Origin of the sequence: Bacillus sp. REN16 (assembly GCF_020731355.1) — a bacterium.
Lineage (GTDB): Bacteria > Bacillota > Bacilli > Bacillales > Bacillaceae_L > Ferdinandcohnia.
This window is the reverse complement of record NZ_JAJFZK010000005.1, coordinates 116,701-135,584: the sequence shown is the minus strand read 5'-3', so window position 1 is coordinate 135,584 and position 18,884 is coordinate 116,701. Positions and strand designations below refer to the sequence as shown.

The 18,884-nt window shown below is 39.3% G+C and carries 13 protein-coding genes and 2 pseudogenes; 5 read left to right on the top strand and 10 right to left on the bottom strand.

What is annotated here, in order from left to right:
- Positions 1-321: 321 nt before the first annotated feature.
- The 3 genes from LKW28_RS08010 to LKW28_RS08000 all read right to left on the bottom strand — a co-directional run bounded on the left by LKW28_RS08010 (position 322) and on the right by LKW28_RS08000 (position 3,760).
- On the bottom strand, positions 322-1,452 hold the full coding sequence (locus LKW28_RS08010; RefSeq protein WP_229139834.1) for a M15 family metallopeptidase: 1,131 nt from the start codon (positions 1,450-1,452) through the stop codon (positions 322-324).
- 10 nt (positions 1,453-1,462) lie between these two features.
- Positions 1,463-2,203 carry a TraX family protein gene (locus LKW28_RS08005; RefSeq protein ID WP_229139833.1) on the bottom strand — a complete coding sequence of 247 codons (741 nt, stop codon included), beginning with the start codon at positions 2,201-2,203 and terminating at the stop codon, positions 1,463-1,465.
- Positions 2,204-2,368: 165 nt separating this feature from the next.
- Entirely contained in the window at positions 2,369-3,760 is a 1,392-nt protein-coding gene (locus tag LKW28_RS08000; protein WP_229139832.1) for a VWA domain-containing protein, read from the bottom strand.
- A gap of 345 nt (positions 3,761-4,105) precedes the next feature.
- Between LKW28_RS08000 and LKW28_RS07995 the strand changes: the two genes are divergently transcribed.
- The 3 genes from LKW28_RS07995 to LKW28_RS07985 all read left to right on the top strand — a co-directional run bounded on the left by LKW28_RS07995 (position 4,106) and on the right by LKW28_RS07985 (position 6,981).
- Positions 4,106-5,236, top strand: a complete 1,131-nt coding sequence (locus LKW28_RS07995; protein WP_229139831.1) for a Fic family protein — start codon at positions 4,106-4,108, stop codon at positions 5,234-5,236.
- Positions 5,237-5,628: 392 nt separating this feature from the next.
- Positions 5,629-6,003, top strand: a complete 375-nt coding sequence (locus LKW28_RS07990; protein WP_229139830.1) for a hypothetical protein — start codon at positions 5,629-5,631, stop codon at positions 6,001-6,003.
- Between the two features lie 99 nt (positions 6,004-6,102).
- The gene (locus tag LKW28_RS07985; RefSeq protein ID WP_229139829.1) at positions 6,103-6,981 is read left to right on the top strand and encodes an N-acetylmuramoyl-L-alanine amidase; all 879 of its coding nucleotides are present in this window, start codon (positions 6,103-6,105) and stop codon (positions 6,979-6,981) included.
- A 69-nt stretch (positions 6,982-7,050) separates the two neighbouring features.
- Here the strand turns inward: LKW28_RS07985 and LKW28_RS07980 are convergent, their stop codons facing one another.
- A complete protein-coding gene (locus LKW28_RS07980) occupies positions 7,051-7,437 on the bottom strand; it encodes a VOC family protein (RefSeq protein ID WP_229139828.1) in 387 nt (128 codons plus the stop codon).
- 1,029 nt (positions 7,438-8,466) lie between these two features.
- On the opposite strand from LKW28_RS07980, the pseudogene LKW28_RS07975 reads away from it, so the two are divergent.
- Positions 8,467-8,976, top strand: a pseudogene (locus LKW28_RS07975) (N-acetylmuramoyl-L-alanine amidase family protein); the annotation flags it as partial.
- A 554-nt stretch (positions 8,977-9,530) separates the two neighbouring features.
- Positions 9,531-9,754 (top strand): annotated as a pseudogene (locus tag LKW28_RS07970) (IS110 family transposase); the annotation flags it as partial.
- 408 nt (positions 9,755-10,162) lie between these two features.
- On the opposite strand, the gene LKW28_RS07965 reads toward LKW28_RS07970, so the two are convergent.
- The 6 genes from LKW28_RS07965 to LKW28_RS07940 form a co-directional block, all read right to left on the bottom strand.
- Positions 10,163-12,541, bottom strand: a complete 2,379-nt coding sequence (locus LKW28_RS07965; protein ID WP_229139827.1) for a GH36-type glycosyl hydrolase domain-containing protein — start codon at positions 12,539-12,541, stop codon at positions 10,163-10,165.
- Positions 12,538-13,437, bottom strand: coding sequence for an ROK family protein (locus tag LKW28_RS07960; protein ID WP_229139826.1), 900 nt, complete (start codon positions 13,435-13,437; stop codon positions 12,538-12,540). Before LKW28_RS07960 ends, LKW28_RS07965 begins: the two co-directional genes overlap by 4 nt.
- Before the next feature lie 62 nt (positions 13,438-13,499).
- Positions 13,500-14,939, bottom strand: a complete 1,440-nt coding sequence (locus LKW28_RS07955; RefSeq protein ID WP_229139825.1) for a glycoside hydrolase family 1 protein — start codon at positions 14,937-14,939, stop codon at positions 13,500-13,502.
- A gap of 139 nt (positions 14,940-15,078) precedes the next feature.
- Positions 15,079-16,233 carry a response regulator transcription factor gene (locus LKW28_RS07950; protein WP_229139824.1) on the bottom strand — a complete coding sequence of 385 codons (1,155 nt, stop codon included), beginning with the start codon at positions 16,231-16,233 and terminating at the stop codon, positions 15,079-15,081.
- On the bottom strand, positions 16,230-17,951 hold the full coding sequence (locus LKW28_RS07945; RefSeq protein WP_229139823.1) for a sensor histidine kinase: 1,722 nt from the start codon (positions 17,949-17,951) through the stop codon (positions 16,230-16,232). The genes LKW28_RS07950 and LKW28_RS07945 overlap by 4 nt, the downstream gene beginning before the upstream one ends.
- 108 nt (positions 17,952-18,059) lie before the next feature.
- Positions 18,060-18,884, bottom strand: a complete 825-nt coding sequence (locus LKW28_RS07940; RefSeq protein WP_229140032.1) for a carbohydrate ABC transporter permease — start codon at positions 18,882-18,884, stop codon at positions 18,060-18,062.

The window sequence follows — 18,884 nt, the reverse complement described above, 5'->3', positions numbered from 1 at the left end:
GGTTATCCGCTCTGCCAGCCAACACGGTTTATGCCGCCTATTCCGAGTTTTATCTTCAGGACCTCCGCACGATTCCTCACGGACACGCACTACCTGTCAACTATACACTTCCGCCACCAAACGGTGTGTTCGGGACTCTCACCCGTAAGTCCGAAGCGCTGCCAAGCGCACAAAAATGGACGGGATTCTCATTCCGTCCATTTTTATCGTGAGCCTAGTTGATCCACCCTATTCAATTTCAGGAATTCTTTTTATTTCTGTATCAGTAGTAAAGAAATCTTATTCGTCCGAAGCTGGGCGAATGAGCTGTCCCCCTTACTCCTAGGGTCTTACACTCAAGCAGTCATTTAAAACATACCCACCCTTACCTGGATGCTGTTTTGTTGCATTCATTGCCTCTAAATCATTGAAGTGCCACCATTCTGAAGCGAGTGGTGTAAGACCAGCATTCGTTACATATTTTTGAAGGGTAATGGCGTATTCATTCATGCTATCCGCTAATTTGGCATTTTTCCATGCAGTTGGCGATGATGATGAGACCGGTTTGGTGAATGTTTTAGATGCCATACTTAGCTCATGTATTGGAGTTGGCATTGTATATTCCGTGTAATCGGTGATATCGACAATTAAATATTCACCTATTGCCACATCTTCCTTTGAATCAACTTTAGCCAAAGTTACGTCAATTGCATACCCCATTTGATGGTTCGAAACACTTGTAGCAATAAACCAATTTGTGCTCCATGGAGCCGTGTTGATCCCCGCCATGACATTTTTATCCACATTGGCTAATCCAGTCAATGCCTCTACGACTGCTTTTTGAGCGGAATATGGTCGATATCCTTCATAGATGACCAATGTATTACCATTCGTTAATGCTTCTTGCTGGGCAAGAAAGATTTTTTTTGACATGGCGTACAATACAGGAACAATAAATTCTTCTTTTCCAAGTCGCTCATTAAATGTTTTTCCCTCGTACAAAGCTTGCCCAGTTATTCCCGGAATCGTTTTTCCGGAAGAGACAAATTTAGATGAGTAGGTATTGCTGTTATCATAAACAATAGAAGGAATTACATCAGGAAGGTTAATGAAACAATACGTATTGTCTACCCATCCTTCTGTGGTCGCGGTTTTTATAAACCACCAATTTCCTTCTTCTTGTACAATAGTAAAGGCTGTACCCGCTGTTAGCGTTACAACCGTATCAGATTCTGTATTGGAAGATGCCTTAACGTTTAAATCGATAGACGCATAACCTGTTGCCCCGTTCACTGGCAATTCCAAATCACCTTCGTATTTTACAGGAGTTGGGATTGGCTCTAACTCTTCTAGTGGATCAACTTCCTGAATTGGTGCTACTGTTTCTTCAACAATCGGTTCCTCTACAACGGTAGATGAACAAGCAGCCAGTACGAATACTAACGAAATAAGTGCAATAATTATTTTTTTCATACTACCTCCACTAGGCAAATATATAGTATTTTAAAAAGTATAAAATGATTAAATGAAGTGGATAAAAGACATAAAAGCCCCATTTTAATAGGTTTGATTTTCTGCCACGTCGGCCTTTATACATGACCAATAATGGAATGGCCAAGAATATTCCAATTTGATAGGCATGATGCCAGCCCAACCTGGTGATTTCAGGGATGATGTGCACAAAAAGTCCTATGAAAACAAAGCTGATGATTTGTTTATTGAATTGTCCTCGAAAAATGCCAAAAAACACGATCCATAAAACAGCGACATAATTCCAGTCTGCCGGATACGCGAGCATACAACACACAAACACAAGTGCTAACTTTACATAAATCGAGAGTTTTTCACTTTTTACAGCGGTCAATGCGATTAACCCCAACGCTAATCCCCACATAACGCTCGTGGTTTTCCACCACGGTAATTTAAAGTATAATACATACGGAAAATGGGAGATAGCTGCAAAAATAACCAATCTCTCGATGTACTTGTAAACATTGGATGTGTAAAAATATCCCATCGCAATAAAATAACAAAAAATCGGTGCGACAACCCTACCAGGAATACGTAAAACAAACCCAGCATACGTCTCCTGAGGAATAAAACCCGCAACAAGATGATCAACAAACATGGCAATGAGTGCGATATACTTCAGGGCATTTGAAGATAAATCCCTCTGAAAGGTTGTCGATTTTGTCATATCACTTTGATAAGTAGTGAATTGCATGGTATCCCTCGCTTTTGCGTTAAGTGAATTTAACTTTAGTATTCGTGCAAAGGCAAAATTTTATTTCGTTTGTGACAAAACGTCCGTCCCCCGCTAAGATACGATACCTCCCCCATCGATTTCCACTTAAGGCTAAAAAAAGACTAGGAGAAAACTCCCCTAGCCCTAATTCCCATTCTTCTTATCAATCGTCTCTCTTATCTTCTCGTTCCCCTCGTCCACATACTCACGCCATTCGCGGTTGCCGTTGTCAACTGCTTCTCTCCACAATCGATTCCCATTATCGACCGCATAGCGCCACTTGGCATTTCCGTAATCAACGATGTCAGAGAAAATTTTCCGTGCCGGATGATCGTAGTCCTCAAAGCGTTCTTTAAGATACTCCTGTGCCTCTTTCATACGCTCCTTCTCACGAGTGCTTTTTTCTTTCATACTTTCTTTTGTGTCATACGCTAATGCCTTTTTCTCTTCTTTAATTTCATAAGCCTGTTCCTTACCGGCCTCTTTCCATTCCAACCATCTCTTTTGGATTTCTTCATATTGGGCTCTCATGTACTTTTTCAAATCTTGTTCAGAGCTTACATATGTGAACTCCCCATTTCCAGCACTGGCTACTTCTTTAAGAAGCTGCTGGCCCTCATTATCAACGTCAAAACCAATAATATTTACCACTGTTTGAATGTCAGCTGATACAAGATTTTTCGCCTCTTGTACTGGGTCCCCATCACATGTTTCAATCCCATCACTAACCACATATACGACAACATCGTCTGTGCCTTCAGGGATATCGCCCTGGACCATCTGTAAACCGAGTGCAATTGGCGTCCACCCAACCGGCTTTACTTGAGACAGCGCACTTTGAAATCCCGCTTTTTCAAAGTTACTATTATATAAGACCTCGGTGCTATCACAGGACAAGCCTTTATCAGCACTGCTATTTGAGCCTTTGTGCCCGTACACTCGCAGCGAAATCGTAGCATTCTCCGGGATTTGTTCTGCAAATTCCATGACAGCTTCCTTCGCAGACTCCATTCTCGTCTTGCCGCCTGTTCTTGCCGCCATACTACCGCTTGCATCAACTAGAATTGCATAATGAGCCTTTTTTAAAGTTGGCGCATTAACCGTTTCATCCGGCCGATCAATATCAATCTCAATTGTTGAATCAAAAGTAAGTAATGTCTCCAGTTCCTCATGATAATCCTCTGTGAACAAATATTTCAGTTCTTCTACATACTGTTCCTCAGTCAAGTCATCTGGCAACTGGTCAAGCGCTACCTTCACCTTCGCCTCATCATAATTTTCCCCACTAAAAATTCCAGGATGACGCAGCATCTCCTGCTCAATCTCTGTTAACTCACGTTCGATGCCATCAATTTCATAATAGGCAGCTTCCCTTGGGGTATAGGATTCTTTTGTTTCCTCCACTTCTTTGGTATCTTGCACTGTCTCCTTAGCTTTCGGATCCTCTACCTCACCATTCGCCGGTTTACTCTCATCTTTCGAACAAGCCGTCAGCACCAACGCCAACATGACAAAACTGAGTAAAAGCCTTTTCATGTATTCTCTCCTCCATAACAATCAAAAATCAAACCATTTACATAGTACTACATACCACACCTGGAATTTCCTAAATAAGTAAAAATAGGAAATTAGAATTACCCTTTAGGTCATAAGGTAGGGTACAACGCCCTATTCTTTAAAATACAACATTGAATATTTTCCTTACCTTTCTGCAAATTTGTCAAATAAATATCTGTCCTTAAATAAAAACAGTTTAATTTAGTGTTAGATTTGATACTTTGGTATATAATGGTTGTATATAACTCAAAATTCCTAAAATGTTGCGTTAAAACCAGAAAATATTGTAATAAAGAATTCTTTTTAGAAAAAGAGGTGGTAATAGTGGCGATAAAAGGTGTTAAAAAATTGCCTATTTCCGTTAACACAAATGATGCTCTGAAAATTTTAAGTATATTATCTACTGTAAGTAACAAATTAGGCCGTTTAGAGGAAAAATTTAATCATTCTATCGTGAGTGATGCATTGGTTCAAATTCTCACTCTAAGTGAATCTGTTGAATCGACTAGAATTGAAGGTACACAGGTTACTTTTTCTGATGTTGTTGAGGAAAAAAACGATAAGAACCCTCGGTGGGAAATTTTAGAGGTTAGCAATTATCAAAGGGCACTTGAACAAGGTTACGAACAAATACAAATTGGTTACCCGATATCCTCAAGATTGATAAAAGAATTACATGCGACTCTTATGGATAATGCAAGGGGCTCTACACAATCAGCTGGTGATTTTAGAAAGATCCAAAACTTTATAGGGCCAACTAAAAATATTGCCGATGCTTCCTATATCCCTATTTCAGCAGAAAAGATAAATGAGTATATGGAAAACCTTGAATACTTTATCAACGGGCATCCATACAATATCAAATTACCTACTGACCATATCCCTAAAGGCGAGTACATCTTCAATGAGGTTAGTGACCCGCTTATAAAAGTTGCGATCATCCATGCTCAATTTGAATCAATTCATCCATTTCTCGATGGGAATGGTAGATTAGGAAGAATCCTTATCGTTTTGTATTTAATGCAATCAAAATTAGTTACAAAACCAATATTCTTCGTAAGTGAAGAGCTCGAAAAGGAAAAAGCAAGATATTATAAACTCCTTAATGGAGTAAGGGGAAATCAACCAGATTGGGGAAGCTGGATTCTATTCTTCCTGCATGCGTGTGACCGAATGGCAAATCGAATTAATCAAAAACTCGATAAGGCAGAAGAACTTGCACACAAAGGGTTAAAGTTGTGCGAAACAGAATCTGAAAAGAAAGTATGGCTTCATACCTTCTCAGACCCATTCACCAACACTGCAAAGGTATCAAAGTATGCTCGAATTTCTCAAAACACCGCGCGAAAAGCACTAAATGCCTTAGTAGAAAAAGACGTATTATTTGTCGATTCAGATGTAAAACGAAATAAAAAATACCGAAATTATGATTTGATGAGGATATTGCGAGACTAAATGTGACGTGGTATTAGTCGCCTGTCCCTATTTTCCAATATTGGCGGCGAAAATGCATTTTTTCTATTGTAGACAACTAAATTAATTGTATAACAGTTTGTCTCACATCCCCATTTCCTTACAATTAAATATCCAAACAAACGATTGATTGAATGAAGGGTTTCCCAATATCACCGACTCAAACCGTTAAACAAACGTTTGTTTGAAATCGCGATTTTCAAAAAATGCCTGATTAGTACAGATTTCTACTAATCGGGCATTTTTTATTTTATAATAACAAATTCGCTTAAATAAAATAATGTACAGGTATATTCCCCTATTAAAAAATCCACAATTGATGCCCCTTTTTCACTGTTCATTCACTATAAAAATGGTAAAAGGGGGTTCACGTATTGACGAGAATAAAAATAAGTTCTGAAAGGGATATTCAAGTGTATTCACAGTTTCAGGATTACCAGGAATTTAAGGTTAATATGGAGATTTGGCTGATTGATTTTCAAAAAAGGTTCACACGAGGAGAAATATGCGGATTGAATCAATTAATTCAATTATCCTCAAACGTCCCAGGGGTTTGCCATAGGGCGATGGGAAAGATTATTTGTAGCGCGGACTTGGACATGAGCGAACATACCATTTCCCGCTCGACGTTTAAGCGAATGGTTTGGAAATGTCTTGAGCTTAATATGTTAACTGCTTATGAAACAGAAAATAAAACTGGGGCTCAATGTGGCAATCTCTACGTATTTAATCCATATCCGACTTTTTAAACGGGCGTCTAGCCTTCGTCTATTATTACACTCTTCAGGGTAAGAGCCTGTACCAATAAATTCTGTATGCATAATTTAATAGAAAAGGAGTGATTTTCGATGAGTTGGATTCAAGATGCTGGACACGGTGGGAGTGACCCTGGCGCAGTAGCAAATGGAAATACAGAGAAAGTATATACTTTAGAGGCAGCACTTTATGTGGACAAACGTTTAGCCGAATTAGGGATTGCTAGTGATTTGACGAGGTCAAGTGATGTTACATTAGATCCCGGGCCAAGAACCACAAAGGTTAAGAATTACAAGAAATGTATTTCACATCATTTTAACGCTGGAGGAGGTAGTGGAGTTGAAACGATCCATTCCATTTATTCTGACGGCAAGTTTGAGCAAATGCTGATTGAGGAATTTAAAAAAGCCGGATATCCCGTTAGACCACGACCTGTCTACACCCGCAAAAATTCAGCAGGCGGCGATTATTACTATATGCATCGGCTAACAGGAGCCTGTCGAACGACGATTCTCGAGTACGAATTTGTGGATGGTCCACAATCAGATAAAATCAAGGATAAAAGCTATCGTGAAGGGATGTACGAATGTGTGGTACGCGCGATTTGCCGGGAAGAAGGGGTTAGTTATGGTGGACCAGGTACTGGTTCTGGACAAACACCTGCACCAAAACCACAACCAGTCAAACCACCAAAAGAAAACCTTGTGGTTGACGGCTATCTCGGCCCCAAAACTATTAGGGCCCTCCAACGATATTTTGGAACTCCGGTAGATGGCTTCCTTAGCAAACCATCACTCGTAATTAAGGCTTTACAAAAGTGGCTGGGCGTTTCGCAAGACGGGTACCTAGGACCGATTACAATTACTGCCTTACAAAAACGACTTGGAACACCTGTTGATGGAGTGATTAGCAAACCTTCTCTGGTGATTAGAGAATTGCAAAGACGGTTGAACAAAGGGGAATTAGGGTAGACCATCTTTTGACCAAAGTGGAACAGGAACAAGAGTCTATCTTATCTTCTCCTGTTCCCCTTTATAAGACTATCTCTCGTAAATTTCTAAAGGCAAATCATCAGGATCACTAAAAAAGGTAAATTTCTTACCTGTTACCTCATCAATACGTATATCTTCCACTTCGATTTCCTTAGATTTCAACTCCCCCACCGCTTCTTCTATATCATCTACCTCAAATGCAAGATGCCGCAGTCCCGCTGCCTCAGGATAACTAGGTCTTTTTGGCGGGTCCATAAAAGAGAACAACTCAATTTGATATGTATCTCCAACTGCTAAATCAAGCTTGTATGAACCACGGTCTGCTCGAAAAGTTTCGTTAACTACCGTAAAACCTAGCTTATTCACATAAAAGTCTTTGGACTTTACATAATCCGAACAGATTATTGCTATATGATGAATACGATTAATTTTCATAGTGACCAATCCCCTCAATCAACTAAATTATGAATCCATTATTTTAATTTAAAAACAGTTCCATTTAAACTTTAAAAATTCCCCACAACATTTTTCTCGTATTTTTCATTCACTATATATAGTAGACTACTAAATTAATTGTATAACAATCCAGCTTTCAAATCACTTTTCCTAATAATATTAATTGTAACAACCGATTAATTGAATCTAAGATCACATGACAATATTGGTTTTGATCGCTAAACAAACATTGTTTGAAATCGGGGTTTTCTTAAATAACCCGATTAGTACAGATTGCTACTAATCAGGCTATTGGTTTTTTATTAAAATAAGTTCAATTCTACTCAAAGTTTGTATTTTCCTTATTTCTTCTATCAATGCTTTTTTGAATATCTCAACACACAATGGAAGTCTTAACTAGATAAATAAGCTGATTGACTTAGAAACAATATCTAACGCCCCTGATAAAAGGTGAGCAAATAGTGTATTACTATGTATAGAAAGGGGTGTAAATTAATGTTTTTGTTGGTTACAGGAACAATTGCTTATATCGTAGGATTGTATTTTATTCCAGTAAAAGAAGCTGAGTATAGACATTTTAAAAAAATATCTCATTAGGATTTTATCTTATAGTTGGCATTTAGATGATTATGGCCTTTTTGTATATTGCCTTTATTACTAATATTTTTGTAGGGGGATTGTATTATAAAGGGTTTATTAATCCTTCTAATAGAAACAGAACAGTCTTAACAATGCTCATTTTAACTTTATCATTAATTGGTATTACGTATAATGTTTATGCATCAAGGATTAAAGCAGAATTAAACACCTATGTTAAATAAGGTGGAATCAATTGGTATTAATAAAAAAAATTGTGATTAGTCGAAGAGCATATACGTAACATTGGATCCACCCCTATGGTTAGCTATCTCAATTTGAGGTAGTTTTTTTACATTTGTATTAAAAAACTGTATCTGCCTGTACGGATTTGTTAGATCAACATACTTTATTATAAAGGAGTTGAAAATTATGTACGAGATTACAAGGGATTACATTAAAAAAGGTAATTCGCGCAGTGGCCAGCGCATAGCGCAAGTAAGATTTATTGTTTCCCATGACACTGGCAATCCTGGGTCAACTGCTTATCAGAATTGGAAGTATTTCAATAACCAACAACCTAGTGCGGGTGCTCATACATTCATTGATGATAAATATATTTTAGAAATTGTGCCGTTGAATGAAAAAGCATGGCATGTACAATACAATAAACCGACGGATAATCGACTTTTTGGTGCTGATGCAAATGATGCAGCAATAGGTGTTGAATTGTGTTGGGGCGGTAGTATTAATTTTCAAGAATCCTATAACCGTTATGTTTGGTACCATGCATATCTTTGTAAGACATTTAATTTACAGCCTAGAAAACATATTGTCTCACATAAAACACTGGATCCCGAGAGAAGAAGTGACCCTGAAAATGCATTAAATAGATATGGAATCACATGGTCTCAGTTTATTAATGACGTTGAAAAGGAATTTACCGGTAAAAAGGAGGAAGTTGGCAAAGTGGAAAAACCTTCAAACGTAGATGTTAAAATCGTTGAAAATAGCGAATATGTTGGTAAACAACTTACCGTAAAAAATGATGGGCTTTGGTACTATGATACCCCTCGTTGGGATATTATGAGCGGCACATCCGACAAGGGACATTCATTTCTAATAACAGAGGAATTGATTGTAGACGGCAGAAGAATGGTGAAAAATCACGATGGAAAATATCGCACAGCAGATCCTAATTTTGTGGATATAAGTCCAAAGCCTTCAGATTGGCCGTATAATGTTCACGTCGAGAATATTACACATAAGCAGGCGCAAGAAATCGTCAACTTGTTAAAGTCTCAATATAAAAATGCAAATGTTTACGGTGTAGCCAAGTGATAATTAAATAAAAAGGCAAACCCCTCTAAAGAAACAGGGGGACGGTTCTTAAAGGAACAATCGGAAGTTTTGCGCGAACCGCGAAAGAAGGCAGATTGAACAGTTATTAACCGTTCAATCTGCCTTGATCTTATTTTATACGATAACCCAACAGGAACAAACACTTACGAAAATTGCTTTTCATCATTATACAAAATATGATTAAATTAGAATCGGCAACAATCACATTGTTGATTACTATGACAAATTAAAAACGCAATCCTACAACAAATGTCATAAAGTCGCGTCTATCGCTTGTGTGAATAAACTATTAAAGAATATATTCTTTTTAGTTACCCACAACCTAAACTATGATTACCGACTAGCCACCCAATCTTAGTCATACATACATAGTATCACAAGTCTAGCCCTATTCAAAAAAATGTAAATGAATAGGTCTATTTGTCATGTTTCCTTTTAATCCCCCAGCGACTACAATAAATATTATAAAATTTTATAAAAAAACAACTTGACTAAACGTAAGAAACGCTTGTTTGAAATCAAGGTTTGTAAAAAAAGACCGATTAGTACAGATTTCTGCTAATCGGTCCTTTAGTATACTGTTATAATAAATTTATTTTGGGAAAAACTGATTCCATTTCCATCAAAACTGAGGCTATCCTAAGAAATTATCTACTGGAAAAAAATAGGGGAACGGCGGAACCGTCCCCTTGTTCACTCCCCTTGTTCACTCTTCTGGAAGAAATTAGGCGAACAGCGGAACCGTCCCCTCGTTTACTCCCCTCGTTTACTCCGGCAATTTCACAACCACTCGATACTCTCCACCAGCCTCGATATCCTTCAGGACACTGTCTTCGATAAGCAGCCCATTTACATAGACTTCTACGTTTTGAATGTTTGCTTCACGCTTCATGTCGATTTGCAGTTCTGCCCCTCTAAAGGTTCGTGTTACGGATGCTTCGTTCCAGCTTGCTGGGAGCTGAGGGTGAATGCGAAGTCCATCCTTTGTTCCTTGTAATCCAAACAGGCCATCAATGAGGGAACGGTATACCCAAGATACGGTTCCTGTATTGAATAAGTGGCTTGAGCGACCAGCGGTACGTGGGAATTGTCGATAGGCACCACGGTAATAGTTTGGAATAAATACTGGTAATTGCCCACGTTGAATGACATCATCTACATCTGGACCTGGAATCATTTTTCGAAGCAAGCGGAAGGCATTTTCTGTCTCGCCTGCTTGATATAGCGCATAGATGTAGAAGATGGCCGCATGATTATAGACTGATCCATTTTCCGCTGATCCAGGATGTTTTTGAGTCACTCGACCAACGTCCTCGCGCATCGCTGTATACGCAGGGCCGAGCATTTCAACTCCATATGGCGTTTCTAGCTGGTCAATAACAGCCTGTAATAATTTTTGTTTTTTCTGTTCATCAGCTGCACCACTTAACATTGCCCAGCCTTGTGAATTTAAGAAAATCCGGCCTTCCGTATCCTTGCTAACTCCAAAGATGACATTATCGTCGGTGATACCGCGTGCGTACCATTCTCCGTCCCAAAGATACTTATTAATGACCTCGTTTGTATTTTCTGCTTCCAAACGGTATTCCTTACTAAGCTCACTTTGTCCACTTGCTTCACAAATTTCAGACCACGTGTTAAACGCATATGCGGAAGCAGTTGTTAGCCAACCGGAAACACCTTTTCCTTTATACCCCACCATATTCATAGGGTCACACCAGTCGCCTTGGTTAATATAGTTCAGACCACGCTCATCACGGTCACGGATTAACCATTGCATTGCAAGATTCATATGCTCAAAAACGGTAGCAGTTTTGTTTCCGCCTTCAAAAGGAACCACTTCATCAAGGATACTATAATCATTTGTCTCATCTAAATAAGCGCTTAGGCAAATCGGCAACCACACACAATGGTCCGTATGTGGGACTTGGTTAATATATTTTAACTCAGCATCCGGATGCAAAATGATTCCATCTGGCATCGCACCACTTTCCTTTTGCTGACTTAACGCTGTCAGGAAAGCGCCTCTCGTCATTTGTGGCATAATATAGCTCATCCCCATATTATCTTGAAGATAATTACGCGTTTGCGGATCTGTTGATAGGCGATTTGTTATACCATGATAATACATTTGACGTGGCAGCCAGTGATTCACGAAATTATCTAAATCAGCATCTGGTGTCTTAATTTGTAGAGTTCCTTTTCCTTTTGCAATGTACGCTGCATATTCTTCTTCTGCCTTTGCAAAGCCGTCTGCACCGTCTTCTGATTTTTTCTCAAAGTACTTAGCGCGAGTATTAAAAATCTCCTCATCCGTTCTTGCAGCTCCAAATAGGAAACGATATTCATTTTCCTCTTCAGCATCGAGTTCCAGCTTGTATTGAAGCACGGCAGTTGGCATTTCGTAGCGTGCATCCCCTCTTGAGAGTTCAGCTTGTTGGATGCCTGTTGGGAAAGTAATTCCACCTTCTCCTTCAAATGCCTCCTGACTTACTTCCCAAGAGAATGGCTTTTGATCGGCCACTAGAAATGTTTTATCACTAAAGTTTTTGATCTTATCATAATCCTGATATTTTTGATAAGGAGTAATCGCGGTACAAATAATGCCTTGTAATGCTTCGTTATATTCGCCCGACTGATTCATCCACGACATATAACCAACTGTAAAATAAGGATAAACACTTAATTTTCGTTTTTGATTTGATAGATTTTTCACCTTCACCTGCCAAAGCTCCATCGCTTCGTCCTTAGGTAAACTCAACGTCATCTCAACGAGAATATCATTTCTTTGAACCTTCCAAATGATCTTATCCTTTCCTACTAAAAAGGAATACTGATCAGGAAGGACACGCATTGGTTCATATGGTGCAGAAAAAACGTCGCCATTTTCTTCATCCTTTATAAACACAAACCGGCCGGGATGATGAGCATAGTAAGGTTGTTCCGGTTGCATAAATGTCTTTGCTTCCAAATTGGGTGCATATGAATATTTTGCAGGCTCTGGTTGCATAAATTGTGCAACGGCATACCCGCGACAATTCACATGAATCATCATCTTGTCATTCCATAAAAACCCAGAAGCCTTTGGCATACTGGTCGGACTAGTTAGTTCATAAAATTCATTGTTGTCTGTTGCTTTAATCATTTTATTCCCTCTTTTCCGTGTTCCTTCATAAATCCGTAGACTGCCCCTAATAAATTGGCATTTTGTCTTAGTTCACAGGCGGCAATTGCAGGTTTAATTTTTGCAAGGTCAATTGCTGAAACAATGGAATCCAGCCTCTTGTTGATATTGATGATCAAATCATCCCGTGCACTGATCCCGCCGCCAATCAGGATCAATTCGGGGTCATAGATAAACTGCAGATTATAAATGCCAACAGCCAACAGATGATAGAATTCATCAACCGCTTTGATGCAATCTTCATCACCAGATTCAGCCATCGAAAAAATCTCTTCTCCCGATAATTCTTCAGGGTCTACTTGTTTTGCTTTTGCAACCTTCCGGACAAGTGCTTTTGTCGATGCGGTTCTAGCCCACACATCGTTGCTGTCGGAATAGGTTGTGGTTAATAACATGTATCCAAATTCGCCTCCATGAAGATGTGCGCCTTTATGGAGGAGACCATCTTTAAAAATGGATCCGCCAATTCCGGTTCCAATGACCATCACCATGACGTCTTTTTTCCCTTTCGCTGCACCTTTCCAGACTTCTGCATAGCCTGCACAGTTGGCATCATTTTCGTGAAATACAGGAAGCTTTGTACGTTCAGATACGAGTTCTTTTATGTTGGGACCGTGGATATAAGGGAGCGCGCTCGAGCCATAAACCACACCTTCATTCGAAACAGCCCCGCAACTACTTATTGCTATACCTGTTGCATCTGGACATGACCCGCAATATGTTTCGATTAGTTCCAATAAGCCTTCAAAAGTTTTAGGTGTCTTCTCCTTCGTTGAGTGGAGGATCTGTGCATTCTCATCCACAATTCCACATTTAACAAAGGTTCCTCCGATGTCAAAAGCAATGTATTTTTTCATGTTGTTTCCCTCATTTACTTTGGAAAAAATTAGGGGAACAGCAGAACCGTCCCCTTGTTTGCTTATTTATAGAAGTCGTCGTTTTCGACTTCGAATTCTTTTGTTTCGATGAGCTGTTTGTACCAGTATGCGGATTTTTTGAGTGAACGGTTTCGGTTGTTTTCTAAATCGATTGAGACAAGGCCGTAGCGATTTTTGAATGCGTTCATTGGTGATACGTTGTCAGTGAAGGCCCAAAGCATATAGCCTTTACAATTTGAACCCTGTTCCACTGCTTTTATCAGCCATTTTAGATGCTCACCGATGAATTCGATTCGGTAATCGTCTTGAATGATATTTTCTTCATTTTTAAATCTGCCTTCGTTCTCAACACCCATACCATTTTCGGCAATAAACCATTCGATGTTTCCGTACTCTTCCTTCATTCTCATTGCCATGTCAAACATGATTTGCGGGTAGATTTCCCAGCCGCGGTAAGGATTCATTTTCTTACCTGCAAGCTCGTGCTTTTCGTAATAATATTCTGGATGGAATGGTGTTTCTTCGTTCCAAGCAGATGTACGAGCCTTTACACGGTGTGGGAAATACAGATTAATCCCAACATTATCAACGGTATTTTCCTTGATCAGCTGAAGCTCTTCTGCTGTATGTTCAAACGTAATTTCGTGTTTTTCCATTAACTCGAATAATTCTTGTGGATACTCCCCTTTAATCGCAGGATCTAAAAATACACGATTGAAGAAGAGATCATAGATTCTTGCTGCCTTTTGATCATGTTCTGAGGTTGAGCGAGCATAGGTAACCTCTGGATTAAGGATCGTCCCAATTTTGGCACCTGTTTTTTCTTTTAAGCCCATTTCCTTAAACAATTTAACAACCTTTGCCGTAGCAAGACCTTTGTTATAGTTCCATTGCATCCATTTCTTTGTGTTTTGCTCAAATGGCCAACGGATGGCATCCAAGTATACGCGGGTTTGAACGACAACTGGCTCATTGAATACAAACCAATGCTTCACACGGTCCCCATAGCGTTCAAACACTTTTTCCGCATATTTTACAAATAATTCAACAACATGCTTGGATCCCCAACCGCCGTATTGTTCAAAAAGGGAACCTGGCTGCTCATAGTGTTCAAGGCAAATCATCGGCTCCACACCATTTGCAATCAACTCATCTATTACATTCCCAATATAGCTTGCATATTCCTCATCCACGATGGCATTTTCATAATCGGTTAAAAAGCGTGACCAGTTGATCGATGTACGATAATGGCTAAGTCCGATTTCCTTCATATAGCCGACATCTTCTTTGTAACGATTGTAAAAATCAGTGGCCACAGCCGGACCATAGCCGTTATGCCATACATTTTTATTGTTTTTATACCATAGGTCTAGGTAAGAATCCTGGAATTCCTTTTTCCCTGTCCAGCCTTCTGTTTGCCATGCTGAAGCTGCAGCTCCCACGAAAAAGTCCTTCGGTAGCTTCATAGTTTGTTTTTCCATTTCTCATCTCTCCCCATTGTATGTTTTTTATATATGTGGCTGTTTTCAAAAACTTTGTTGCTTTTTACACCGTTGATTTCCGCTTCAATCAACTTGGTTTGTAATTTCTATAAAAGCACAAATCTTTTAGAATAGAGCCTTATAGTTTCACAAATTTACGGTAATCGGTTGGCGTCATTCCTGTTATCTTTTTGAACACTGCAACAAAATACTTGTATTCGTGAAATCCAACTTGCTCCGATATTTCGTTGACTTTAAAAGGTGTCTCCGCAAGTAAAAGCTTGGCCTCTTCTACTCTTAATTGGTTCACATATTCATTGAAATTAACGCCCGTTTTTTGCTTAAATAAGGAACTAAAGTAATTCGGTGTAATATTAATGACGTCCGCTACTTCATGAACCTTAATGTCCGTCCGATAGTATTCACGAATATAATTTTGCGCCTGGTCGATTAACAAATCTTGTTTGTCCAAACCTTTCAAAAGTAAATCCTTTGATTGGTTTACCAGTTTTTCATAGACCTGCTTCAATTCCCTGATAGGAATCGATGTATCGTTCCAAACAAATTGCAGATCAAACTTATCGTTGTGGATTTCTATTGAAAGATGGGCCTCTCCATATATGCAGGTAAGCAGGATATTCTCCTCTGTAAAAAATGAGAAGGAATTGTATCCATCCACTTGTAATCCAAGCTCAATCGTGCTCTTCCATTCATTTTTAAATGAATCAATCTCTTCTGGTGAGAGATTGGCTATTTTTTTTATATAATGCGGCTGCATACTAATAAATGGGAAAATGGGCAGATGCCCGTAACGTTCCAGTTGAGCAGAATGATCCTCTTGCAAATCAGATAGCTGCTGAATAATCGCATTCTGCAATCCGGATTCGAATTGTTCCTTTTTCCTGCGTTGTTCTAAGTTGATTTCATGGGTGAATTGCTCTACCTTCCCAATCAGCTCATCAATATCAACCGGTTTTAACAAATAATCCTTCACACCCACACGGATTGCTTTCTGTGCATAGGCAAACTCATTATAACCGCTAATGATAATCGTTCGAATATGCCGGAAGTGCTCATGCAAATAGGTTGCGAGCTGCAATCCATCCATCTTCGGCATCCTTACATCCGTAATCACAATATCAATGTTTTCATATTGCGTTATTTTTTGAATCGCATCTTCGCCATCGTGTGCTGTATCGACTACTTCCACATTGATCGTTTCCCAAGGGATTGTTTGCTGCAGCCCGCGAGAAATGATCGGCTCATCATCCACTATTAACATTTTATAAGTCATGACTCATCACCTGCATCCTCCAGCTGTTTTGCATCCCATACAAGGGGAAGTACAAGTCGAACCATTGCGCCTTCTTCTTGTTCTATGATTTGTAACCCATATGGTTCTCCAAACACAATCGATAATCGCTCATTCATATTTTTCAAAGCGTAGCCTGTATGTGACCGGTCCTTCTTGAATCCCCAACCGTTGTCCATCACGTCAATCCACATCTGCTCATCGTTCTTGTAGCAGCGGATCGTGATAACTCCTTGTCGCGGCAGCTCCTTAAACCCATGCAGGATGCTATTTTCAACGAGGGGCTGAATAAGGTGTTTCATAATAAAAGACCTTTTCACCTCATCATCCAGATAAATGTGGAATGCAAGACGTTCGCCTAGACGACTTTTTTGCAGTTCCAGATAGGAATTAATATAAGCGAGCTCTTCTTCGAGGGTTACCCATGTTTTCCCCTGATTGAGATTCATTCGGAATACCTTCGAGAGCTGCTCGATTTGTTGACCCGTTTCCATCGCTTTTTCAAGCCTTGCTGTCCAGCGAATCATATCTAAGGTGTTATAAAGAAAATGTGGATCAATTTGGTTTTGAAGAGCCTTTAACTCTGATTCCTTCTGCTTAATTTTCAGCTTATATTCCGTATCAATCTGCCTTTGAATGGTTTTTACCATTTTATTAAACCGCATTCCCAATCGACCGATTTCATCTTTTGACGTGACCTCAACACTCGCGGTGAAATTCCCTTTTTCGACCTGACGGGTTTGGTTCGTTAAATCGATGATTCGTCTGATTTGAGTACGATAAAAACCAATTAAGGCAATCGCTCCTAATAATAGAAGAACGGTAATCATATATACGATTGAGCTGCGTACTGTAAAGAGACCCTTGACCAGATCCTTTTCCTTTACCATCACAACAGAAGTCCAATCTGTTCCACTTAGCTTCTTCTTAACGACCTTGTACTTGTCTTTCCCTAAAGTAATGTCATATGTCGACTGTTGACCATGATTTACCCAGTTGACAAACTCTCGATTCGGAAATATTTTTCCAACAAGAGACTGATTCGAATGAAGGACAACTTCACCTGAATTTGACATCACCAGATAATTGCCTTGCTTTACTTCTAAGCTTTTTTGAAGCTTTTCTTGATTAAGACGAATCCGCACCAGACCGATTGGACGATTTATTTCGGTTAAATCGTTGATCACTCTGGAGAGGCTAATGACATGCTTCTCTCCGCCCCAACTGCTCTCAACCAGATAGGAATCACTCCAGACGGGTGATCCTCTGCCTTCCTTAGCTGCCCGATTAAACGCACTTTCATCGGCCGAAATCGGTTCACCGAATGTTAATTCGCCACTGCTTCCTTTTAAATAAATCGAGGAAATGTACTCATTCGACATCAGCTGAAAGGTGAAATAGCCCTTCATCCCTTCGACATTTTGATTAAAGGTGGGAGAGGTTTCTACGGTACTATTAAAAAACGTACGGAAGTCCTTGTTGTAAATCATGTAGGAGGACATACTCTCAACATCACGAATAATCGACAAAAGTCTTTCTTCATCCTGATTAAGTCGGTCTATGATGTCCTCTTCCACCTGTTTCTTTAGAACCTCCGTCGTTTGGTTGTAAATAAGTATTCCAAATAACGCCGTTGGAAGAGTAATAAAAACAAGGAAAATAAGCAGAAACTTTCGTCTCAAACCCCAGTTATGGATCATTTCGCATTCAACCTTTCAAACAGGGGGACGGTTCCGGTGTTTACCTAGTTTTTTCCAAAAAACATAGGGACGGTTCCGGCGTTCACCTACTTTTTTCCAATTAAAGCATTATCCTTTTACCGCACCTGCTGTCATACCTTTTACAATATTCTTTTCAAAAATGATGTAGAAAATTACAATCGGAATTAATGACATCGTCAAACCAGCCATTTGTGCGCCATAATCTGTTGTAAATTGACCAGCAAATTTCGCAAGTCCTAATGGAAGTGTTTGAAGCTCTGGGTCATTAATTAACACTAACGCGAACGAGAATTCGTTCCAATTGTAGATAAAGTTCAAAATCATCACGGTCGCTAACGCCGGTCGTGACATCGGCAAGATAATGGACCAGAAGATCCGGAAAATCCCACAGCCGTCCATGATCGCAGATTCCTCAATATCCTTCGGAAATGCCTTCATAAAGCTTGTTAAAATGAAGATTGTAATCGGCAAGTGGAATGCGATATAAGGGAAAAGTAGTGTGATTGGTGTATTTAACAATCCTAAATTTTTCATCAGGATAAACATTGGTACTAATGTTGCGTGAATCGGAATTAACAATCCAAAGACGAAAAAGCCATATAGCCATTTGCTCATCTTGAAGTCAAAGCGAGATAAGAAATAGGATGCTAATGCCCCGATAAAAACAGTTAAAGCTGTTGCTGTTACTGTAATAAAAATACTATTTTTGAACAGAGTGCCTAGGTTCGCAATTTCCCAAGCCGCTGCAAAGTTATCAAATACAAATTCTTTAGGGAAACCTAGTTGGTTCGTTGCAAACTCCTTATCCGATTTAAAGGAGTTGATCGCCATCCACAGAATTGGATATGCATTCATAATAGCAAATAAAATTAATGTAATATAAATAAGTGGTTTTTTGATGCTTTTTTGCAT